This window comes from Stenotrophomonas sp. P5_A9, assembly GCF_056400525.1.
Map to the genome: position 1 here is coordinate 1 of NZ_JBFULC010000065.1, position 21,364 is coordinate 21,364.

The following is a 21,364-nucleotide window of genomic DNA, read 5'->3' on the forward strand; positions in this document are numbered from 1 at the left end:
GGCCTGCCCCGTGTGGAGGTCCAGGCCTTTTTCAATGCCGCCTATATCAGCGGCTATGCGCATCCAAGTGCTGCCCCGATGCCGGCGCTGACCGTAGCGCCCGCCAAGCCGGCTGCCAGCAATGCGCTGGCCCGGATGTGGCGTGATGTGCGTAACCGCTGGAGTCGATGAAATGCGTGAATACAAGATCGTGGTGCTGGGCGAAATGGGCGCCGGCAAGTCGACCCTGGTGCAGGCGTTGGCACAGGGCAGGGCGGTCTCTACCGAGGTGCGCAACACCGACCCGGGCGCCGACAAACCATTCACCACCGTGGCGATGGACTACGGCGACATCGACCTGCCGGGCGGCGACCGGCTGCGGCTGTACGGCACGCCCGGTCAGACCCGTTTCGACTTCCTGTGGCCGATCCTGCTCGAAGGTGCCAGTGGCGCGATCGTGCTGGTCAACGCCCACGCCGGGCTACCCCAGCAGCAGGTGCAGCCCTATCTGGACGCGGTCGAGCGCCACCCCGCGCCGCTGCCGGTGGTAATGGGCGTGACCCGAATGGACGATGCCGCCCCGGCGCAGCGCGCCGCCTGCGAACAGTGGCTGGAACACGACGATGGAGCGCTGCCCATCGTCATGGTGGATCCGCGCGATCCGATGCAGGTTCTTACCGTGATGGATGTACTGATGAGTCAGATTGAATGCCAAACCCTGGTGGCCTGCGATGAATGATGCAGCCCGCCTGCCGGCAAGCGGCGCGGTGCGCGAGCAGGTCGACGCGCACCTGGCCACCCTCGTACACGACGTGGACGGCCTGATGGGCGTGGTGGTCGCCAGCCTGGACGGCTTCGCCCTGGCCCAGGTCGGCCGCGAAGAAGAGACCGTCAGCCGCCTTGCCGCGATGACCAGCTCGATGCTGGCGCTGGCCGAAGCGCTCGGTCGCGAGCTGGTGATCGGCTCGCTCGGTGCGCTGATCCTGGAAGCGGCGCACGGCAAGGTGCTGATGCTGACCATCCCCGTGCAGCCGCCGCAACTGCTGATGGCCGCCTGCGACCAGACCAGTGCGATGGGGCAGGTGCTGTGGCACGCCAAACAGTGCGTGCGCCGCCTCACCGCCGCGATGCCGGCCGACACCCGAACACGTTGATTGACCCACCTCCACTTGATAAGGAAAACAGAATGAACAAGAGCATCACCGATTGCCTCGACGCCCTGATGCAGATCAATGGCGCGCAGGCCGTGGCCCTGGTCGACTACGACAGCGGCATGCTGCTCGGCGAAGCCGGCTCCGGCGTGGACATGGAACTGGCCGCGGCCGGCAACACCGAAGTGCTGCGCGCCAAGATGAAGACGGCCGAGTCGCTCAAGCTCAACGACGTCATCGAAGACATGCTGATCACCCTGGGCCGCGCGTACCACGTGCTGCGTCCGGTGGCCTCCAACAAAGGCCTGTTCTTCTACGTGGTACTGGACCGCCAGAAAGCCAACCTGGCACTGGCGCGTCGCACCGTGCTGGATGTGGAAGGCTCGCTGAAGCTGTAACCCGGTCGGGCGTCGCTACGCCCGCCTGGCGCGAGAATGGGGATGCCGTGTCCGCCCGGGGAAGGGGCGGGCACGGCACTTGGTTGCGCGCCGCCCACGGGCGGAAAACGCCCGATCGTCGACCGACGCCGACGGCCACGTGCTGGGCGGGGTCACGATCGTGCCGACAGCGCCGACAGCTCCGGGGGTCAGCTGCTGTCCCGCATCACCCGGGTGCGGTAGGCGCGCACGTTGTCGCCGCGGATGCGGGTTTCCTGGGTGCCGGTGATGGTATCGACCCGATGGTCCGAGCCGGTTACCGGCTTGGCCTCCACCAAGGTCTCGCGCTCGAAGGCGTGGGATTTGTCGGTATTGCGGTAGTACCGGTATAGCGCCCAGTACAACGCGGTCGCGCTGGSCGGGCCCGCGGCCAGCAACCAGAGTCCACTGTCATCGCTCATGAGGAGGCCACCAGGAAGAAGAGAACAAGGGCTTCGATGATCGTACCGGTGGCGAGCGCGGCCAACAGCAGCTTCCACTGCTGCACCGGCACGCTGCCCATGGTTTCACCGGTGCGGCCGTTCACCGCGATGTAGTGCAGCATGCCGCCGTTGCGGCCGGGCTGGTGATACGAGTAGAGCCACACCGGCAGGTACATCGACACCCAGCGCGTACCGTGCACGTCCAGCCGCTCCTGCTCCCAGCGCACGCCACGGTCATAGCGGCGCACGGAGCCCTCCACCTGCGCGCGGGCGATCGACAGCAGCTGGTCTTCCAGCCGCGGGCGCAGCTTCTCCACGTCGAGGTTGCGCTTCTCGGTGGTGAAACCCATCAGGTAGGAGGCGTTCCACTTCAAGGCGTTCTTGGTGTCGAACGGCAGGATCGTGTTGATGATGTTGTTGGTATTGGTGCGCGTGTCCAGGTTGCCGCGCTCGGCCGACGACTCCAATGGCAGGTCGTCCACGGTGAAGTCCACCTCCCGCTCCACCCGGTACACATCGGCGTCGTAGTAGGTCTTCTTCTTGTCGCCCTCACCACGGGTGTACTCGCGGGTGAGGATTTCGCCTTTGCCGGCGACCGCGGCGCTGACGTTGCTGTCGACGATCATGTAGGGCAGGTACACGCCCACCACATTTTCCGGCGTGAACTCGTTCTTGAAAGCCTTCAACGCAAACAGACGGCGCTTGTCCACGAACTGGCGGATACGCGCCACGGCATCGGTCTTGCTCACCTTGAACGGCAGTACCGCATCGGGCACCGCGCCGTTGGCCACCTGTTCGTTGACCCCGAACACATGGCGGCACCAGTGGCAGCGTGCGGTCATCGTGCTCTCGGTGTTGATGGTGACTTCGGCGCCGCAGCCGGTGCACTTGAAGCTCATCAGGCTGGCGGTATCGGCCTGGATGTCACGCGCACCCGACGCAATGACCGTGCCGCGCAGCTGGTCGATGCCATCGCCCAGCCCGAACGCCTGCTCGACCAGCGTGCCATGCCACTCGTTGCGGCAGAACTGGCAGACCAGTACGTCGGTACCGAGCTTGAGCCGGACATCGGTCGAGCCGCATTTCGGGCAGCGGTTGAGGCCGTCCTTGAGTTCTTCGGCGGACGTATCCAGGGCAACCGGGTCCGGCGCCAGCAATTCATCGCGAATCGGCGGGGGCAGGGTGGACGGGTCGACCGGGAAGGTGCCCGGCAACGGCGGCACGTCCCGCGGCGATCCGGGGCCGCTCACGGGCGTGGGCGGCGCAGGCGGCAACGGAGGCGGGGCCGACGACGGCAGCGGCGGCGGGATTCGGGAATCGGACATGATCTGCGCGCTTCCTGCGTCTTACAGGCCCAGCGCCTTGGCCTTGAGCTTGTCGTAGTCGTCCTGGGTGATCAGGCCCAGATCGAGCATTTCCTTGGCCTTCTTCAGCTTGGCCACGGGGTCGTCCGCCGCCGGGGCCGCAGGGGTCGCCGGCTGCTGCAGGTTGCCGGCACCGAACATGCCCGAGGCCATGCCTACGCCCACCAGCCCGGCCGCACCGCCGTTCTCGCCGGCCGACTGGATACCCTGGGCCACGCTGGCCTGCAGGTTCGAGTTGCCGCGCGAACCGGCCAGCGCATCGGCGCGCTGCACGGTCTTGAGCAGTTCGCGGGTGTTGGCGTCGTATTCGATCGACACGATCGCGGTCTTGACGATGGCCAGGCCGCGATCGGACTTCCACTGGTAGCCCTGTTCGACGGCAGCGGACAGGCTCTGCGCGAAGCCAAGCGAATCCTGCTGCAGCTTGGTGATGCGATTGCCCTTGCCCGGATCGTTGGTGTACAGGCTGAAGGCCGGTGCGAGCGAGCCCACCACTTCATTGAACAGCTGGCTGGCCGCCGCGTTGTCCAGATCGGTGAAGTCGAACACCTGGCCCGGCTGCAGGTAGCTGGCCGGCACGAAATTCTTCACGAACAGGATCGGGTCGACGATCTTCAGCGTGTACGAGCCGCGCGTCAGCGCGCCGACCTGCGTACCCAGGAAGCCGTCGTCCCAGTAGATTTCCGACTGGGTGCCGAAACGGTTGTCCGGCAGCTCCTTGAGCGAGACGAAGAACGCCGCCTGCTGCGAGCCCGGCTGGCCGCCGAACTTGAAGCGCTCCCAGCTCTGCTTGATCAGCGGGCCGACCAGCCCGTCGCCGGCGAAGATCGACTGCGAGTTGGCGTCGTCCGAGCGCCATTCATAGCCACCCGGTTCGGCAACGAAACCGGTCACCGCGCCGTCCTGGAACAGCAGCAGGCCGTAGCCTTCGGGCACGACGATCTTCGAGCCATTGGTGATGATGTTCGACGACGCGCTGGTGTTCGAGCCGCGCCCGGCATTGGTACCGCGCGGCACCGCGGCAAACAGCGCTGCCGTCGACGGCAGGCCGGCCGGCACGGTGAAGAAATCCTTCCACTGGTCGGCCAGAACACCGCCAACCGCACCCTTCACCGCCTGTACCAGACCCATGACCAACTCCCTGTATTCCGAGGACGGGCGGGGTGCCCGTCGTGCTGGAGCGACTATATCAGCAGCTGGGGAGGGGAAAGGGAGCGGGCCACGGCGCATGGCCCGCCCGGACGCCTCGCAGCGATGATTGACGCCGCCCGGGCAAAGGGGCAGCATCGCGATCGACCAAAGAGGGTCGAACCCACGGGCACTGAACGTTCATGAAGMGATTCGGCACGGCATGCGGTTACGTCCTGTCACTGGCCGTGGCGGCTTACGCGATCATCGCCTATGCGCTGCTGCCACTGGGCAGCCTGGTCCACCCGGACATGAAGGCGTCCTTCCTCGGTCACCGGGCGGGCATCTATATGCATGTGTTCGCCGCTTCGGTCGCGCTGGCGTTGGGGCCATTCCAGTTCTCCGCACGCCTGCGAAAGCGGTTTACCGGTGCCCACCGTTGGATGGGGCGTATTTACCTGAGCGTTGGCGTCCTGCTGGGCGGACTGTCCGGGCTCTATATGGCCACGTTCGCGTTCGGCGGGGTAGCGGCGAAAATCGGCTTCGCCTGCCTTGCCGTTCTCTGGCTGTACACCGGCCTGCGGGCCTACATGGCGATCCGGGGCGGCGCGGTCGCTGCACACCGCAAATGGATGGTGCGCAATGTCGCCCTGACGCTGGCCGCCGTGACATTGCGCATCTACCTTCCGTCTTCGATGGTCGCCGGGATCCCCTTTGACTTCGCCTACCCGGTGATCGCATGGCTATGCTGGGTTCCAAACCTGCTGGTCGCAGAGCTTTGCTTCAATGGTTCCACTGCAGCGCCGTTGGAACCCATGCTGGCACGCGATACCGCGTAACGGCGCACACGGCAGCAGGTGAGCCCTACCGCTTGGGCGGCGGCGGTGCCGCGTCAGACGCGGCGCCGGAGTCCTGCTGTGCGGACGCGGCAGTACCACTTCCGCCACCGGGCACGTTGCGTGCGGCCGTGTTGCCTGCGGCAGGGGCAGGCGCAGGGGCCGGCTGTTCGATGGCGTCGGCGTGCTGGCCTTGATCGGTCCGCTCGGGTTTGCTGCAGGCCGACAATGTCAGCAGGGCGACGGCACTCAACACCGCGATTCGCATGGCCCGTCTCCAGTAATGATCAGACCCCGAGTTGTAGCCACGGGACCGTCGGCGGTCCGTGAACGCCGTCTCGATCACTCCGTGACGACAGTCACATGCTGTAAGGTATGCCGCGTCGGCGCTCGTCCGTCCCGTGATGTACGGGTCGGGAGCCGAGCACGTCACGGAGCACGGAGTCCACAACATGCGTATTCCCGAGGGACTGGAAGCAGGTCGACAGGCACGGGGCCTGACGCGACGGCACTTCCTTCTGGCCATGGGTTCGGCTTCGCTGCTTGCGGCCTGCCACGGGAAAATGCCTGCGACGGCGGTGAGTACCGCACCCGATGCTGCGCCCGCCACCGACGCCAATGCCGCCTTCCTCCGGCTGTCCGAAGCCCTCACCGACAAGCGCGACCTGGACCCAGCCACCGCTGACCGGATCGAAAAGGCATTTGCCACGCTGCAGCCCGACGTCCATGCCCGGTTTCCCGCGCTTATCGCGCTGGCGACCCGGACGGGTGGGGCGCAGGCACTGCTGGCTGCGGCCGGCGACGCGAGGCCGGCGGCGCTGGCGATCATCACCGCCTGGTACACCGGCACCGTGGGTAAAGGCGTCCATGCCGTCACCGTGTCCTATCGCGATGCGCTGATGCAGCGCCCTGCCGAGGATGGCCTGTTCCCGGCGACCTACGCCCAGGGCGGGCCCGCATGGTGGACCGCCGAGCCGCCCGCACCGATCCGAGCACGCGCCTGACACCTGCGCGGTCATCTTCTTTTCCTGCAATTGATCTGGATACCCCTCATGAAAGCTCCGGTTTTCCGTGATGGCGACGTCGATGCCGACGTCGTGATCGTCGGTTCTGGCGTCGTTGGCGCATTGATYGCCCACCAGCTGGTCCGCGCTGGCAAATCCGTGCTGATCCTGGAGGCCGGCCCTCGCTTGAACCGTTCCGACGTCGTCGAGAACTGGCGCAACGCCAGCTTCGAGCGACGCATCGGTAGCGATTTCCAGGGGCCGTACCCGCAATCGAAGTTCGCCACCGCGCCGCTGTACTTTCCGGCCAACGATTACGTCGGCCTGACCGGCCCCGATGCCAGCAGCTTCCACCAGGGCTTCATCAAGGCCGTGGGCGGCACGACCTGGCACTGGGCCGCGTCGTGCTGGCGGCACCTGCCGGTGGACTTCAAGATGCAGACCGCCTACGGCGTCGGTCGCGACTGGCCGATCAGCTACGAAGACATCGAGCCGTACTACTGCCGCGCCGAAGAAGCCATGGGCGTGTCCGGACCGAACGACCCGGCCCAGCAGAGCCCGTCCGAGCGCTCCAAGCCCTACCTGGCCGACATGATTCCGTGGGGCAACGGCGACAAGGTATTTGCCGAGGTGGTCAATCCGCACGGCTACAACCTGGTGCCGATTCCGCAGGGGCGCATGATCAAGCCGTGGAATGACCGGCCTGCCTGCTGCGGCAACAACAACTGCCAGCCGATCTGCCCGATCGGGGCCATGTACAACGGCGTCCACACGGTCCAGGCCGCCGAGGCCCTGGGCGCCAAGGTGCTGGACGAATCGGTGGCCTACAGGATCGACACCGATGCGCAGAACCGGGTGACGGCCATCCATTGGTATGACAGCGACAAGGTCAGCCACAAGGCCACCGGGCGCAGCTTCGTGATCGCCTGCAACGCGCTGGAAACCCCGCGCCTGCTGCTGCTCGCGGCCAACGAACAGAACCCGAACGGGATCGCCAATTCGTCCGATCAGGTCGGGCGCAACATGCTGGATCACTCCGGCTTCCACTGCTCGTTCATCGCCGATCGGCCGATCTGGCTGGGCCGGGGGCCGGCGCAGTCCAGCTGCATGGTCGGGCCGCGCGACGGCGCGTTCCGGTCGCAGTACTCGGCCACCAAGATCATCCTCAACAACATCAGCCGCGTGCCCGTCGCCACCGATCAGGCGCTGAAGATGGGGTTGACCGGTGACGCGCTGGACGCGGAAATCCGCCGCCGCGCGATCTACGGCGTGGACCTGTCGATCAGCCTGGAACCCCTGCCGGATCCGACCAACCGCCTGACCCTCTCCACCACCCGCGTGGATGGCCACGGCCTGGCCTGCCCGGACATCCATTACTCGCTGGGCGATTACGCACGCAAGGGTTACGACAAGTCCTGCGAACAGCTGCGACACATCGGCACGCTGTTCAACGCCGAAGAGTTCGTCATCACCACCTCGCTCAATGCGAACAACCACATCATGGGATCGACCATCATGGGCGCCGATCCGCGCGACTCGGTGGTCGATGGCGATTGCCGCGCACATGACCATCCGAACCTGTGGCTGCCCGGTGGCAGCGCGATGGTCTCGGCCAGCGTGGTCAACAGCACCCTGACCATGGCCGCGCTGGCACTGCGCGCGGCCGACGCCATCGAGCGTGCCGCATGAAGACGATGCTGCTCATCGCGCTGGCCATGCTGACAGGCGTCAGCCAAACCGCACGCGCCGACGAGACCCTGGAACGCGGCCGCTACCTGTCCGTCGCCGCCGACTGCGTGGCCTGCCATACCAGCCCGAAGCAGGGAAAGCCGTACGCAGGTGGCTACGCCATCGCTTCGCCACTGGGCGAAATCTGGGCCAGCAACATCACCCCGTCCAAGACCCATGGCATCGGCACCTACAGCGAGCGTGATTTCGCCAAAGCGGTCCGCGAGGGCGTGCGCAAGGACGGCGCCCATCTGTATCCGGCCATGCCCTACACCTCGTACGCCAAGCTCACCGACGAGGACATCCACGCGCTGTATGTCTACTTCATGCAAGGCGTGGCACCGGTGAACGAGGCGGCGCATCGCACCGAGCTGCCGTTCCCCTTCAGTGTGCGCACGTCCATGGCGGTGTGGAACCTGCTGTTCCTGGACAAGACGCCCTTCAAACCCGATCCGGGCAAGGATGCGCAGTGGAATCGCGGCGCCTATCTGGTGGAAGGCCTGGCGCACTGTTCCAGCTGCCACAGCCCGCGCGGCCTGATGATGCAGGAAGTGGGCGGCAAGGCCTTCGCCGGCGGTTCGCTGGGTGACTGGTATGCGCCCAATATCACCTCCGACCCGATCAGCGGTATCGGCGGCTGGACCGATGAGGAGCTGGCACGCTATCTCAAAACCGGCCGCGTGGCCGGCAAGGCGCAGGCGGGCGGCGGCATGGCCGAGGCCGTGAGCAACAGCCTGTCCAAACTACAGGACCAGGACATCAGCGCCATCGTGGCCTACCTGCGCACCGTACCGCCCGTGGTCGACAAGGACGCCACCCGCGCTGCCTTCGCCTGGGGCGATGCCGCCAAGGCACCGGGCGAGCAACCGGTGCGTGGCACCGATGCCCCCCTGGCCTCCGGGCCGGTGCTGTACTCGGGCTTGTGCGCTAGCTGCCATGGTTCGCGCGGGGAGGGCAGCAAGGATGGGGTTTACCCCTCGTTGGTGCACAACACCACCGTGGGCATGACCCGTCCGCAGAACCTGGTGGCGACCATCATCGGCGGCATCGACCGCGACGTGAATGGCGAGCACGCCTTGATGCCGCATTTCTCCCAAGGCTCCTACGTACAGGCCCTGAGCGATGACGACATCGCCGCGGTCGCGACCTACGTGCGTACCCAGTTCGGGCCGGGTGACCAGGTCACCGCAGCGCAGGTCGCGCTCATCCGCGCCGGGGGCGAAAAGCCGCTGCTGGCCAAGATCGGGCGGCTGTGGCTACCGCTGCTCATCCTGGGCGCAGTGGTACTGGTGGGCGTGCTCCTGCTGGTGCGCCGCGCTTGGCGCACGCGCAGGAACCGGAGGGCCGCGGCATGAAGCGCACCTCCTTGATGATCTGTGCAGGGCTCGTGGCCTTGACCGCAAGCCTGCCCGCCTGGGCCGCCGACGCCGATGCGCCCAAGCCCAAGACGGTGGACACCATCACCCAGACCCCATTGAGCGCGGACTGGGCGGCCCGACTGTGGCTGCAGGACCGGGGCATCACCCCGAGCGCACGCATCGTCATCGCCAGCGGCGTCAACAGCGCCGGCTACAAGGGCAAGGGCTGGTCCACGGCCGAGCACATCGACCTGGGCGCGATGATCGACACCGGCAAAGCGTTCGGCTTCGACGGCACGCTGCGGGTAGTGTCCTCCGACCGCTTCGGCAATGCGGTCAATGAGCGCTCCACGGGGTCCTACATCCAGAACCAGGCCTTCTACGGGCAGGGCCAGAACCTGCGTTTCAACGAGTTGTCCTACGAACGCCTGCTGCTGGACAAGCGGCTGAGCCTCAAGGGCGGCTTCTACTCGATGGGCAATGACTTCGGCGGCCTGCCGTATACCTGCAACTTCAACAACAATGGTCAATGCGGGCATCCGCTGGGCCCGATCTACAGTTCCGGCTGGCTGGACAATCCGACCGGCCAGTGGGGCCTGCGGGTGAAGTGGAACGACCCGTCAGGCTGGTATGCACAGACCGGCATCTATGACGTCGTGCCGACGCGCAAGCAGGCCGGCAGCGGCTTCCGCGTTTCCGACCGCGGCAAGACCGGCCTGTTCCTGCCCGTCGAGGTGGGCTACAGCCACGGCAAGACCGGCTACGACTACGGCGGCACCTACAAGGTCGGTTATTACCTGGACACCTCCAATGCGGATGACATCGGCGATCCCCCCGCGCCACGGGCGTCGCATCGCAGTGGCTCCTACGTGCAGGTCGCGCAGCGCGTGTTGAAGCCGGAGGGCGACACCGTGCGTGGCCTGTCGGTGTTCGGCGTAGCCACCCGCGCCGACGCGAAGACCGGCCTCATGCGTTACGCGTGGGAAGCCGGCGTGAGCTGGCGCGGCGTGGTGGCATCGCGGGAAGACGACGTGCTGAGCCTGGCCTGGAACCGGCTGGACATCTCCGACCGGCTTGCGCGGTACCAGCAGGTGACCGGCAAGGACGTGCAGAGCAACGAGCAGTTCGTCGAGCTGAACTATGGCGTGCAGGTCACGCGGTGGTTGATCCTGCGGCCGTCGGTGCAGTACGTGGCGCGGCCCGGTGCATATGACAGCCGTCCGGACAGCTGGGTGTTCACGCTGCAGGCGCAGGCAACGCTTTGAGCCGGTCGGTACAGGCCACCGCCTGCCGGTAAGGGTCTGGACGTCCATGTCACGGCAGGCCGGTGCACCGGCCTGCCGTTTTCGTGTGCACAGCCGCCCCCCGCGCGGGGCAGGGCAGGGGGCGGACATCGGGTCACCCGCATACGTCCGTGAACAACCGCGCGAAGTTGCCGCCCAGTATCTTCTCGATGCGCGCGTCACGATGCCCACGCCGGGACAGCAGGAGCGCAATGCGGTCGAAGCGATCGGGTTGATTGAGGTCGGGCAGGAAATTGACTACCTCAGCGCTCTCTCCCGGCGCGGCGATGCCACGCTTGACGCGCTCCTCGACAAATGCGCGGAAGGCCTTGCGGTACTCAGGGGTCAGATCGATCGCCGGGATGATGCCGTCCGAACCCAGGCTGACGTGCTCTTCGCCGCAGACATTGATCGCGTGCTCGATATGGCGGATCAGATCCGCCGCCGTCGGTTGTCCCTCCTTGCGCAGGAAGGGCATCAGGTAGATGCCCGCCACGCCGCCACGGCCGGCGAGCAGGCGCAGCTCCTCGTCGCTTTTGTTGCGCGGACGGTCGACGAGGGCGGCGCAGCCGGTGTGGCTGATGGTGACCGGACCCCTGGACGCGGCGATCGCCTCCAGTGCGGTGCGCTGGCCGCTATGTGAGAGATCGATCAAGGCACGACCGGCATCGAGCCGCTCGATCAGCTCACGACCGAATTGGCTGAGCCCGGCATTGGCGGCCTCCAGGCAGCCGTCGCCGACCAGGTTGCGCCGGTTGTACGTCAGCTGGTAGATGCGCACGCCAAGACCGTAAAAGGTCTCGAAGCGTTCCAGGTCCTCGCCGAACGGCGTCGCATCCTGGAAGCCATAGATCAGGCCGAGCCGTCCGCTGTGCTTTGCGTTGGCAAGGTCCGCGCCGGTGCGCACCAGGCGCAGCGCATCGGCATGGCGCGCCAGTTCGCCGTTCCAGTAGGCAATGGCACGCATCGTCAGCGCATAGTCGTTGAGGTAACTGCCGACGCCACTGACCGTTACGTTGCAGGCGGTCAGTCCCGAGGCCCTTGCGTCGGCCAGCACGCGAGCGTCCAACGGTGCATATTCGGCCTCGGCCTGCGGGTCGAGCGGGCCACCGTTGAGGGTATCGATCACCGTGGCCTGAAGGTAGCCAGGCCACTGCGAGCGGGCGGCTGTTGCCGGCGCGGCGGCGCCTGCACGCGTCGGCAACAGCAGCGCGCCTGCGCTGCCGAGTGCGCAGGCACCAAGAAAGCGCCGTCGCGACGGTTCAATGGCAGGCGCCTCGCGCGTGGCGGCATCGATGGAGAGGCTCATTGGACCTGCACCGGCTTGCGCGGCTGGATACCGAGTGCCTGCTCGATCGCTGCCGGATCGAAGATCTTGCCACCCTTGAATACAAGCTCTACCTTGCGGATATCGCGCATGTCGTTGAGCGGATCGCCATCGATCAGCACCATGTCGGCCAGCTTGCCTGGCGCGATCACGCCGCGATCCTTGTCCACGCCCATGACCTGGGCCGGCGTCAGCGTCGCCAGGCGCAGCACTTCCGCATTGGGAATGCCGGCGCGGGCGTAGATCTCCAGCTCGGCGTGCAACAGGTAGCCGGCCAGCCCATCGGTGCCGGGCATCAGCGTGACGCCGCCATCATGGAGGGCCTTGACCATGCGCATCAACGCAGGGAATGCCTTGGCATAGGCTGCTTCCTGGCCCTTCGGCACCGGGAGCGGGTCGAAGCCGAAGTTGCGCTGCACCTGGGGCGGCAGCCGGGCGGCGATCGGACGCAGGCCTGGCGGTACCGGATCGTTGGGGTCGCCGGACAAATCCTCGAAGACGGCGAGGGTGGGATCCACAACAGTGTGGTGCGCTTTCAGGAACGCGATGAACTCGCGAACCTCCGGCTGGTCCGGCGTGTACTCGTAGGCATGCTCGCCGATCTCCGTCAGCCGCTTCATGTTGCGCGTCTCCTGCACCCGCGGATACATGAAATTGAGGAAGATGAAATTGATGTGCTGGATCTCGTCGGTGCCGCCCTCGACGAACTGTCGCGCCGATACGAAGGCCGGCACATGGCCGCTGACGCGCAGGCCGCGTGCGTGTGCATGGTCGGCGATCACCGGAAACAGCTCGGGCTTCAGCGAGGAATAGGTCTTGATCTGCACATAGCCATGGTCGGCATACCAGTCGACCGCCTTGCGGGCCTCCTCGGGTGTATTGACCAGCATCCTGGTCGGCCCGGCAAACGGTCCTGGCCCGTCAATGAAGCCGGCCATCGACACGCGCGGCCCGATCTCGGTGCCGGCATCGAACCGCATGACCCGCTCGATGAAGTTGTCGGTGTTGTTGGCCAGGTCGCGGCTGCTGGTGATGCCCGCGGCGATATCGAGAGGGCCATCGGCTTCGGCGTAGTGCTTGTGCACGTCCCACAGGCCCGGCAGCAGGAACCGTCCGTGCGCGTCGATGACCTCGGCGTTGGCGGGCGCGTCTATCCGTCCGTCGGCGGCCACCCGGATGATGCGCTCGCCGTCCACCAGCACGCTGGTGCCCGCCGTGGCGGTGAGATCGCGCGGGTCGAATACGCGCGCGTTGCGGATCAGCAGCGGCCCCTTCGGCTGGTGCGTAAGATCGCGCGCCAGCGTTGCCGACCATTCCGCATCGGCGCGCTCCTGGGCGGCGACGATCTGGGGCAGGCTGGCTTTGAGCGCCGCCGGCAGGATGGCGACCCAGCCCGATGCATAGGTGATCGCCGCCGTGCGACCATCGGCATGCAGCCATACCGAGGCGGGGGTGAAGCCCAGTCCGCTGATGCGGTAATGGGTCAGCTCGACGAGGCCAGCCTGGCTTTGGAGTTGCAGCGTGCCGACGCGTTCCACGCGCGCCTCACCCGATGGCAACAGCGCCAGGCGCTGCCCTGGCGCCTTCAGCAAGGCGCGGAGCAGCACGCCCTGGATCTCCGGCGGGGCCGAGATCGGCAGGAAGAAAGCGGGCGCGGTCAGCGCCCGGTCGCCTTGTTCGCTGGCATTTTTCCAGCGTGCCCGGCCGTCCCGCAGCGAGAACGTCTCGCTGACCTTGGCCTTGGTGTAGTTGTTGCCCTGGGCCTGGTAGTCGATCAACAGCCCGTTGCCGTCCAGGCGCCACTGCGCCTTTATGTCGTCCCCGCGGCCGCGGTCGTTGTAGCGGTACTCGACCTCTGTCCGGCCGGCAGCTGCGGCCTTGACGATTTGCTTGCCGGCGATATTGCCTTGCAGCAGCACGTGATCCTCGCGCGCCGCCGCCGCATTGGCGGTCACGCTGACGAACAGCAACAACAGGACAGCAAGCTTGTGCATGGGATTCCCTCGACGCAGGCACGGGTTGTGCCGACCGAGGCCGCAGGCTCGCAGTGCATCGGGCTGGCGGCGCCCGAGCCGGTGGGATCAGACGGCCGGGCCGTTCAATCCGGCCGGATCGGACGTCAACGCACGGCGCCGGAACGCGGTAGGGGTCAGGCCGGTCATGCGTTTGAAGACCGTATTGAAGGTCGACTTGCTGCCAAAGCCGCAGGCCAGGGCGATATCCAGAACGGAGCGCGGATCACCGGGATCGGCCAGGCAGTGCTCGGCATCGGCGATCCGGAAGCCGTTGACGAACTCGAAGAAATTCTGCCCAAGCTGCTGGTTCAATGCCTGGGAGATGTAGTTGGGCGACCAGCCGCTGCGTTCACTGAGCCGCCCCAGGTCGAGCTCACTATCACGGTGCAGGCCGTGCTGTCGCATCAGCGCGCCGAGGTCGGCGGCGATCTGCGCGCGTTCGGGCTCGCTCAGGCCCGAGCGCGCATAGCGAGCGGCGGGATCGGCCGATTCTGCCGGTGTCGCCTGTTCATCGAGCAAGTCTGCCGGCATCAGCACGCCGAGGCGCAGCCCGCCCCATGCGAGCAGGTAGGTGACCACCATCATGACCACGGCGAGTACCGCGCCGGGCCAGTGCCAGGTTCTGGCGCTGACTTCCACGCTGATCCGCTCGAGGCCCACGATAAGCCACAGCACGGCAATCACCGTGATCAGATGGCGAAGCCAGGCGATCCGCAGGCTCGCCTCATCGGCGGAAACCTCTTCGAGGCGGCGCGGCGCGTCACGCAGCCRCCAGGCGGAGAGGGCGAGGTAGGGCACCGTAATAGCCACCCAGGCATGGACGATCACCTGGAGCATTGCCGCACCCGGACCCGACGCGACGAGCGCCGGCCAGACCGCCAGCGCAAGCATGAAAACAGCGACCAGCGCGGACGGCAGAAAATGCCAGCCCGCCCAAGCCTTCGGTCGGGTGGCAACCCCGGGCAGCAGGCTCGACGCGTAGGCGTACAGCAGTGGACCGGTCAGATAGACCGGAACGACGTTGATCACCTGCAGCCAGGCAACGGCGGGGACCGGCAGCCACGCCTGCCAGCCAGTGAGCACGGCACTGGCGAACATCGACAGACCCAGCGTCCCGAAGAACGCAGCGAGCAGGTGACTGGTGCGGGTACCGGCACGGAGCGCCAGCGCCATCGTCAGTGCCGTGATCCCGACCGTTATCGACTGTGCGGCGAACGCCAGGGTGGTGAGCGGGGTCATTGGCGGATGTGCCTCATGCCAGGACGAAAATGGCGACGACAGCAACGGGCGATGTCGACCGAGCTGCACCTTGACACAGTCCGCAGGCGCAGGGGCCGACGTTCGTATCGGCTGTCAGCCGTCGTGCCGTTCATTTTCCAGCATCAATGGCCGCGCCATGTCTTTGATCCACGTCCCCAGGATGTAGAAGAGGGGGAGGGTGCTGAGCGCGCCGAGCAACAGCAGCACGCGCGCATTGTCGAGCAGTCGGCGCGGGTCGCACTCGAGCGGGCCACTGTTGCCCTTGCCCATCCGCACACAGCCGTGCTCCGGATAGGCCATGGCATGGGCGCCCCAGGCAAACAGCGCGGCAAGCAGCGCGAACAGCAGCATCACGCCGACCTCGGTATCGCGTTTACCCAGACGCTCCCAGCGCTGCGCCAGCCGTAGGTTCAACATGCTTCAACATCCCTGTTCATACCAACCCCAACGAAGAACGGCGCACAGTATCGCGCAGACCTGTCGGGCAGGCGCGGCATCGGCACACACGGGAGGCGATTCCCCCCGGAGTATAGTGACCCCATCCTCACCACAAGGATCGACGCGATGCAGAAGGGCTCGGATCTACTGGTCAAGGCGCTGGAGAACGAAGGCGTAGACCGCATCTTTGGCGTACCGGGCGAGGAGAACCTGGATTTTCTGGAATCGCTCCGGAACTCGGGCATCGAACTGGTCCTCACCCGCCACGAGCAGGCGGCCGCCTTCATGGCCGCCACCCACGGCCGGCTCACCGGCAGGCCCGGCGTATGCCTGGCCACGCTCGGTCCGGGCGCACTGAATTTCTCCACCGGTGCGGCGTATGCCCATCTGGGCGCGTGGCCGATGATTCTCATCACCGGCCAGAAGGCGGTGATGAGCGCCAAGCAGGCCCGCTTCCAGATCGTGGATATCGTGGCGTCGATGAAGCCGCTCACGAAAATGACACGCCAGATCGTCAGCCCGGCGGCCATTCCCGCGATGGTGCGTGATGCCTTCCGCGTGGCGATGGAAGAACGCCCCGGGCCGGTGCACCTGGAGCTGCCGGAGGATGTCGCGGGCGAGGAAGTGGAGGATGTTCCGGTCATTCCGGTCCACCCGCTGGATCGTCCCCTCGCGCCGCCTGCCGCACTGGACCGGGCAGAAGCGGCCATCCTCGCGGCCAAACGGCCGCTGGTGATGATCGGCGCAGCCGCAAGCCGGCCATGGCTCACCGAGGCGCTGTCCGCATTCGTGGCGCGCACGCGCCTGCCGTTTTTCAACACGCAGATGGGCAAGGGCGCCGTCACCGGCGGCTCCAACCTGTACATGGGAACGGCCGCACTCTCCGAGGGCGACTATGTGCACGAGGCCATTGCCCGCGCCGACCTGATCATCGCCATCGGCCATGACACCGTCGAAAAGCCGCCGTTCCTGATGAAGAGCAGCGGCGGGCCGAAGGTGATCCATGTCAGCTTCCAGTCCGCCACGGTCGAGCAGGTCTACCACCCCGATATCGAGGTGCTGGGCGATATCGGCGCCTCGGTTGACGCCCTGGCCGGGCGGCTCGAAGGCCGCCTGTCCGCCGACGAGGGCATGATCGACCTGCGCCAGAAGATCCTCGCCCGGCTCAACGACCGCGCGGAGGAGGACCGCTTCCCGGTCACGCCGCAACGGCTGGTGCATGACGTGCGCCAGGCCATGCCAGACGATGGCATCGTTTGCCTCGACAACGGCATGTACAAGATCTGGTTCGCCCGCAACTACCGCACGCACGTGGCCAACACACTGCTGCTCGACAATGCGCTCGCCACGATGGGCGCCGGCCTGCCGTCCGCCATGATGGCGGCGATGCTGTACCCACAGCGCCGCGTCATGGCCGTGTGCGGCGACGGCGGCTTCATGATGAACTCGCAGGAGATGGAAACCGCCGTGCGGCTGGGACTGAACCTGGTCGTGGTGATCCTCAACGACAGTGCCTACGGCATGATCCGCTGGAAGCAGGCAGTGGATGGCTTCGAGGATTTCGGCATGCGCTTTGGCAATCCCGATTTCGTGAAATATGCCGAGGCCTACGGCGCGAAGGGGAGCCGGGTGACGGCCGTCGACGAACTGGCGCCCATGATCGAGGCGGCCTTCGCGGGCGGTGGCGTGCACCTGCTGGATGTACCGATCGACTATTCCGAAAACACCCGCGTGCTGGTGGATGAACTGCGCAACCGCACGCCGGACGTGAGCTGCGAATAGTCGCCACCGCATACCGTTGGAAAAAAGGAGTCCAGGATGTTGACCGTCGTCCAGGCGTTTGACCGCACACCGATCACCGACATCGGTTTCGACACTGCCGCAGCCCTGGAGCACAAGCTCAGCGCCGCCGAGCGGGTGTTCAAGGACCGTGACGGCTGGCTCAAGCCGCACGAGCGCATCGCGATCCTGCGCAGGCTTGCCGCCTTGATGGAGGCCAGGCGCGACCATCTCGCCCTGCAGATTGCACGCGAGGGCGGCAAGCCGTTGCCGGATGCCATCGTCGAGACCACGCGCGCCATCGATGGTGTCCACAACGCCGCGGACGAACTACGCAACTTCGCCGGTCGCGAGATCCCGATGGGGCTGTCGGCCGCATCGGAGGGACGCTGGGCATTCACCACCCGGGAGCCGATCGGCATCGTCGCGGCGATCTCCGCGTTCAATCACCCGCTGAACCTGATCGTCCACCAGGTTGCCCCGGCCATCGCAGTCGGTTGCCCGGTCATCATCAAGCCCGCTTCGGCAACGCCACTGTCCTGCCTGGAGTTCGTGGCGATGGCGCACGAGGCAGGGCTGCCCGAACCGTGGTGCCAGAGCTTCATCCCGGAGGGCAACGATTTGGCCGAGGCCCTGGCCACCGACAAACGCATTGGCTTCCTGAGCTTCATCGGCTCGGCGAGGGTAGGGTGGTCGTTGCATGCCAAGCTCGCACACGGCGCACGTTCGGCGCTGGAGCACGGCGGCGTTGCGCCCGCCATTGTCGACCGCAGCGCCGACCTGGCCAGGATCATTGAACCGATCGTCAAGGGCGGCTATTACCACGCCGGCCAGGTGTGCGTGTCCACCCAGCGCATCTTCGTCCACAACGCCATTGCCGACGATTTCACCCAGGCCCTCATCGCCCGGGTAGAACGGCTGCGTACCGGCGACCCGACCCTGCAGGACACCGACGTGGGCCCGCTGATCCTGCCGCGCGAGGCTGACCGCGTCGCCGACTGGATTGACGAGGCGGTACGCGGCGGCGCGAAGCTTGCCACCGGCGGCAAGCGCCTCTCCGAGACCACGCTGCAGCCCACCGTGCTGCTCGACCCGGCCAGCGACGCACGGGTGACCACGCAGGAAGTCTTCGGGCCGGTGGTGGCGGTGTATCGCTATGCCGAGTTGGACGAAGCGATCGCGCGCGCAAACTCCTTGCCGACCGCGTTCCAGGCCAGCGTCTTCGCGCAGGACATCGACATCGCCATGCGCGCCGCCAACCGGCTGGATGCCTCAGCCGTGATGATCAACGACCCGACTGCGTTCCGCACCGATTGGATGCCGTTTGCAGGGCGCAGGGAGTCGGGCTACGGCACCGGCGGCATTCCGTACACCATGCGGGACATGTCGCAGGAGAAGATGATCCTGATGCGCAGGAGCTGATGGGGTGAGCAGGGGAGGAGCCTTGTGCACTTGGGACGGGCTTGGCTAGAGTGATGCGACGGGGGCATATCACAGTGGCGCAACGGCCTCGCCCGTGATGCGTCACATTAATGCCCTCTGCAGCGCGAGGTCGTTTGGCCTGGCAAGAAGGAGAGTAAGTGGAGCGCGTACACAAGGAATTGTCCCTTGCCGATGTGGCGGGCTGGGGATCGGCATGCGTGACCTTTGGTCTGATTCAAGGCGCGCTGTATCTGCGGGCGTACTGGAGTCAATTCGGCCTGGACCCGTTCCAGTTCGTTGCAGTAGGCGAACTGGCGCTGACCGGGCTCACAAGTATCGGCACGGTGCTGGGTTTGATGCTGGTTGCCCTGTTGTTTGGGGGCTGGCTGGAGGTCAAGCTCACCGGCACCACCACAATGCGCAATCGACTCTCGTGGCTCGCGCCGGTTCTTTTCTTCGCTGGCCTGGGCGCGATCATCTGGTGGGCCGGCGCGTGGGTTTTGCTGATTGGCATCCTGTTGACGATTGGATGTCTGCTGGTGGTGACGCTATCCCCGGTCGTGCCTGGTGCCGTCAAGAAGTCACCGTGGCTGGTGTACAGCGTATCGATGTTGGTCTATGTATCGATCGCGTCAAGCTGGCTAGGAAGCGAACGCGCGCGTGCCATCATCGATGGAAAGGCCAAGCACCTGTCAACCGTGACCATTGAGAGCGACACCCTCAGCGATCTCAATCTCATTGGCCGACTGGGTGATACCTATGCCTTGTGGGACCCAGTGCGTAAGACCACCATTCTGATACCCACAGGCAACGTCAAGAAGTTGGAGACAACGCGGAAGCAGTCAGCGGCGCCATCAAGAGCGCGTTAGCTGGCGTAGCCTAAGGTTGTGTTGTGGCGCGTCGTGCGCAAGCTTGTGCACCTGGGCGCTCCGCGAATTCTAAGGCTGAAGGACGAGCCCTCTACCATTTCGCATTCTTGGTACAAATCCATCGCGTTGCGCACGCAGAACGCCTGAAATCGCAGGAATTTCCTCCTGGAAAAGCGTGAAGTCCGTTGCGTGCTACGCATGCACCCAAGTGTTGCGTGCGCACCTATGCCTAAACGCAACACCCGGCGCTGCCTCTCCCTTTGGCCCTATCGCAACCGTTTCGTCCTAGCTGACCGTGGACCGCGCAATTTGGCGCCATGAATTGCGGAACTTGGCCGACTGCTTGTCCAGGGAGGCCAGTGGGTGATTGTTCTGCTGGCTGCGCTGGGCATCTCATTGAGCATCGGCCTGACTGCGTCGTCCATTGCGATCATGGGCAGTGCACCTGAAGAGAAAGCCGGGGCAGCCAAGGCACTGGAAGCCACCCGCTACGACTTGGGTACGGGCCTGGGCATCACCGGATTTGGGCTGGTGCTGGCATCCAGCTACAGCAACGCCATCGAACTACCCGGCGGCCTTCCTGCCGGCATGGCAGCCAAGGCAACAGAATCCATCGGCGAAACCCTGGTCGCGGCGCAGGCGCTGGAGGGGGGCGGGGGTTGCCAGAGCCATTGCCGATGCTTAGCATCGCTGCAGCACGATCGACCAGGAAGCGCCTGGTTCCGGCAGAAGCTCCGAAGCTTGCGTAGCGTACGTGCGCGGTAGAGCGCGAGTTGGTAAAACGGACAAGGAAGCGCTCATGACACGGCAAATCACAAAACTCGTAATCGGCGCGGGCATCATGGCTATCGCGGCGCAAGTCGGGGCCAGCGAGTTTCTGATCGATATGCAGGGTGCAGCCGGAAAGCGTGTCAATGTGTACGCCAATGACGCGGCGACCGACCACACGCCGGTCGATGATGTCACGAATCCTGGCCCAAACCGGATCCGTCAGATTGATCTGACAATGGTCTATGAAGCGATCGACCAACCCCTATGGTTGGAATATCAACTCCAGTTCAAATGCCCCAAGCCGAGCAAACGCGGCCGTGGCGCGCCCAAGCACAAGGCTGATTCAACCGGCATGTTGGACACGCCGGATTCGGTGGAATTCCGGGTGGCCAGCGGCACAAAGTCCATGAAACAGGATCCGGCGATCATTGATCTCCAGCCCACCGATTGGCAAAGTGCGAGCAGCCATACGATGCGACAGGCATGGAATGTAGCCTGCAACAGTGACAGCATTATCGGCGCCAAAGAAACTGCCTCGGTCAATCGTGTGGTTAAGGCCGAAGCACTGCGACCGAAACTGGCAGCCCTTGGTTTGAATGGACTCGAACTGGTCCCGGACGGACTATCGATGAGTTCGCTTGCCGACTTTACCTGGGAAAAGCTGTGGTCCGATGTACCGAAGCCTGCGATCAACAACGGCCGCAAGCTGACGCCGGCAGAATCGGCAGCGCACAAGGCAAAATTGGAGCAAATGCAGCAACAAGTAACCGAAGCGCAGGGGAGGGTGCAGGGC

Annotated in this window: 19 protein-coding genes and 1 pseudogene; 13 read left to right on the plus strand and 7 right to left on the minus strand. The window is 65.6% G+C overall.

What is annotated here, in order from left to right:
• The first annotated feature begins 172 nt into the window (after nt 1-172).
• Genes AC1DR7_RS16985 through AC1DR7_RS16995 form a run of 3 tightly spaced genes read left to right on the plus strand, consistent with a single transcriptional unit; the run spans nt 173 to nt 1,528 of the window.
• Nucleotides 173-718 carry a GTP-binding protein gene (locus AC1DR7_RS16985; protein ID WP_256774301.1) on the plus strand — a complete coding sequence of 182 codons (546 nt, stop codon included), beginning with the start codon at nt 173-175 and terminating at the stop codon, nt 716-718.
• Nucleotides 711-1,133 carry a roadblock/LC7 domain-containing protein gene (locus AC1DR7_RS16990; protein ID WP_457319673.1) on the plus strand — a complete coding sequence of 141 codons (423 nt, stop codon included), beginning with the start codon at nt 711-713 and terminating at the stop codon, nt 1,131-1,133. The genes AC1DR7_RS16985 and AC1DR7_RS16990 overlap by 8 nt, the downstream gene beginning before the upstream one ends.
• A 32-nt stretch (nt 1,134-1,165) precedes the next feature.
• On the plus strand, nt 1,166-1,528 hold the full coding sequence (locus AC1DR7_RS16995; protein ID WP_256774303.1) for a hypothetical protein: 363 nt from the start codon (nt 1,166-1,168) through the stop codon (nt 1,526-1,528).
• Between the two features lie 188 nt (nt 1,529-1,716).
• On the opposite strand, the gene AC1DR7_RS17000 is transcribed toward AC1DR7_RS16995, so the two are convergent.
• The 3 genes from AC1DR7_RS17000 to AC1DR7_RS17010 are packed head-to-tail and all read right to left on the minus strand — an operon-like array spanning nt 1,717 to nt 4,484.
• Nucleotides 1,717-1,968 carry a hypothetical protein gene (locus tag AC1DR7_RS17000; RefSeq protein ID WP_478076570.1) on the minus strand — a complete coding sequence of 84 codons (252 nt, stop codon included), beginning with the start codon at nt 1,966-1,968 and terminating at the stop codon, nt 1,717-1,719.
• Nucleotides 1,965-3,314: a TFIIB-type zinc ribbon-containing protein gene (locus tag AC1DR7_RS17005; protein ID WP_457319674.1), complete on the minus strand. Its 1,350-nt coding sequence runs from the start codon at nt 3,312-3,314 to the stop codon at nt 1,965-1,967. Before AC1DR7_RS17005 ends, AC1DR7_RS17000 begins: the two co-directional genes overlap by 4 nt.
• Nucleotides 3,315-3,335: 21 nt before the next feature.
• Nucleotides 3,336-4,484, minus strand: a complete 1,149-nt coding sequence (locus tag AC1DR7_RS17010) for an SPFH domain-containing protein (protein ID WP_256774306.1) — start codon at nt 4,482-4,484, stop codon at nt 3,336-3,338.
• Nucleotides 4,485-4,684: 200 nt separating this feature from the next.
• Between AC1DR7_RS17010 and AC1DR7_RS17015 the strand changes: the two genes are divergently transcribed.
• The 5 genes from AC1DR7_RS17015 to AC1DR7_RS17035 all read left to right on the plus strand — a co-directional run bounded on the left by AC1DR7_RS17015 (nt 4,685) and on the right by AC1DR7_RS17035 (nt 10,672).
• A complete protein-coding gene (locus AC1DR7_RS17015; RefSeq protein WP_478052544.1) occupies nt 4,685-5,320 on the plus strand; it encodes a DUF2306 domain-containing protein in 636 nt (211 codons plus the stop codon).
• A 449-nt stretch (nt 5,321-5,769) separates the two neighbouring features.
• A complete protein-coding gene (locus AC1DR7_RS17020) occupies nt 5,770-6,321 on the plus strand; it encodes a sugar dehydrogenase complex small subunit (RefSeq protein ID WP_457321401.1) in 552 nt (183 codons plus the stop codon).
• 48 nt (nt 6,322-6,369) lie between these two features.
• A complete protein-coding gene (locus tag AC1DR7_RS17025) occupies nt 6,370-8,010 on the plus strand; it encodes a GMC family oxidoreductase (protein ID WP_478051698.1) in 1,641 nt (546 codons plus the stop codon).
• Nucleotides 8,007-9,404: a c-type cytochrome gene (locus tag AC1DR7_RS17030; RefSeq protein ID WP_457319266.1), complete on the plus strand. Its 1,398-nt coding sequence runs from the start codon at nt 8,007-8,009 to the stop codon at nt 9,402-9,404. Before AC1DR7_RS17025 ends, AC1DR7_RS17030 begins: the two co-directional genes overlap by 4 nt.
• Nucleotides 9,401-10,672 (plus strand): carbohydrate porin, encoded by a 1,272-nt coding sequence (locus AC1DR7_RS17035; RefSeq protein ID WP_457319267.1) that lies wholly within the window; start codon nt 9,401-9,403, stop codon nt 10,670-10,672. Before AC1DR7_RS17030 ends, AC1DR7_RS17035 begins: the two co-directional genes overlap by 4 nt.
• A gap of 133 nt (nt 10,673-10,805) precedes the next feature.
• Here AC1DR7_RS17035 and AC1DR7_RS17040 read toward each other — a convergent pair whose 3' ends face one another.
• From AC1DR7_RS17040 to AC1DR7_RS17055, 4 genes are all read right to left on the minus strand, one after another.
• Nucleotides 10,806-11,999, minus strand: a complete 1,194-nt coding sequence (locus AC1DR7_RS17040; protein ID WP_478052542.1) for a dipeptidase — start codon at nt 11,997-11,999, stop codon at nt 10,806-10,808.
• Nucleotides 11,996-13,987: an amidohydrolase family protein gene (locus AC1DR7_RS17045; RefSeq protein ID WP_478076571.1), complete on the minus strand. Its 1,992-nt coding sequence runs from the start codon at nt 13,985-13,987 to the stop codon at nt 11,996-11,998. The genes AC1DR7_RS17040 and AC1DR7_RS17045 overlap by 4 nt, the downstream gene beginning before the upstream one ends.
• A 111-nt stretch (nt 13,988-14,098) precedes the next feature.
• Nucleotides 14,099-15,271 (minus strand): helix-turn-helix domain-containing protein, encoded by a 1,173-nt coding sequence (locus AC1DR7_RS17050; RefSeq protein ID WP_478076572.1) that lies wholly within the window; start codon nt 15,269-15,271, stop codon nt 14,099-14,101.
• 114 nt (nt 15,272-15,385) lie between these two features.
• Complete coding sequence (locus AC1DR7_RS17055; protein WP_457319271.1) at nt 15,386-15,706, minus strand: hypothetical protein; 321 nt, start codon at nt 15,704-15,706, stop codon at nt 15,386-15,388.
• A 150-nt stretch (nt 15,707-15,856) separates the two neighbouring features.
• Here AC1DR7_RS17055 and AC1DR7_RS17060 point away from each other — a divergent pair, with 150 nt between their 5' ends.
• The 5 genes and pseudogenes from AC1DR7_RS17060 to AC1DR7_RS17080 form a co-directional block, all read left to right on the plus strand.
• Nucleotides 15,857-17,512, plus strand: a complete 1,656-nt coding sequence (locus tag AC1DR7_RS17060) for an acetolactate synthase large subunit (RefSeq protein ID WP_478051878.1) — start codon at nt 15,857-15,859, stop codon at nt 17,510-17,512.
• Nucleotides 17,513-17,548: 36 nt separating this feature from the next.
• Nucleotides 17,549-18,931, plus strand: a complete 1,383-nt coding sequence (locus AC1DR7_RS17065) for an aldehyde dehydrogenase family protein (protein WP_457321485.1) — start codon at nt 17,549-17,551, stop codon at nt 18,929-18,931.
• A 158-nt stretch (nt 18,932-19,089) separates the two neighbouring features.
• Nucleotides 19,090-19,800, plus strand: coding sequence for a hypothetical protein (locus AC1DR7_RS17070; RefSeq protein WP_478051880.1), 711 nt, complete (start codon nt 19,090-19,092; stop codon nt 19,798-19,800).
• A gap of 363 nt (nt 19,801-20,163) precedes the next feature.
• Nucleotides 20,164-20,565, plus strand: coding sequence for a hypothetical protein (locus AC1DR7_RS17075; RefSeq protein WP_478052539.1), 402 nt, complete (start codon nt 20,164-20,166; stop codon nt 20,563-20,565).
• Between the two features lie 73 nt (nt 20,566-20,638).
• Nucleotides 20,639-21,364 (plus strand): annotated as a pseudogene (locus AC1DR7_RS17080) (hypothetical protein); the annotation flags it as partial.

What these genes read in the sequence shown, in the direction of transcription:
- AC1DR7_RS16985 (WP_256774301.1), top strand. Translation starts at nt 173, where the DNA reads ATGCGTGAATACAAGATCGTGGTGCTGGGCGAAATGGGCGCCGGCAAG.
- AC1DR7_RS16990 (WP_457319673.1), top strand. Translation starts at nt 711, where the DNA reads ATGAATGATGCAGCCCGCCTGCCGGCAAGCGGCGCGGTGCGCGAGCAG.
- AC1DR7_RS16995 (WP_256774303.1), top strand. Translation starts at nt 1,166, where the DNA reads ATGAACAAGAGCATCACCGATTGCCTCGACGCCCTGATGCAGATCAAT.
- AC1DR7_RS17005 (WP_457319674.1), bottom strand. Translation starts at nt 3,314, where the DNA reads ATGTCCGATTCCCGAATCCCGCCGCCGCTGCCGTCGTCGGCCCCGCCT.
- AC1DR7_RS17010 (WP_256774306.1), bottom strand. Translation starts at nt 4,484, where the DNA reads ATGGGTCTGGTACAGGCGGTGAAGGGTGCGGTTGGCGGTGTTCTGGCC.
- AC1DR7_RS17020 (WP_457321401.1), top strand. Translation starts at nt 5,770, where the DNA reads ATGCGTATTCCCGAGGGACTGGAAGCAGGTCGACAGGCACGGGGCCTG.
- AC1DR7_RS17030 (WP_457319266.1), top strand. Translation starts at nt 8,007, where the DNA reads ATGAAGACGATGCTGCTCATCGCGCTGGCCATGCTGACAGGCGTCAGC.
- AC1DR7_RS17035 (WP_457319267.1), top strand. Translation starts at nt 9,401, where the DNA reads ATGAAGCGCACCTCCTTGATGATCTGTGCAGGGCTCGTGGCCTTGACC.
- AC1DR7_RS17040 (WP_478052542.1), bottom strand. Translation starts at nt 11,999, where the DNA reads ATGAGCCTCTCCATCGATGCCGCCACGCGCGAGGCGCCTGCCATTGAA.
- AC1DR7_RS17060 (WP_478051878.1), top strand. Translation starts at nt 15,857, where the DNA reads ATGCAGAAGGGCTCGGATCTACTGGTCAAGGCGCTGGAGAACGAAGGC.
- AC1DR7_RS17065 (WP_457321485.1), top strand. Translation starts at nt 17,549, where the DNA reads ATGTTGACCGTCGTCCAGGCGTTTGACCGCACACCGATCACCGACATC.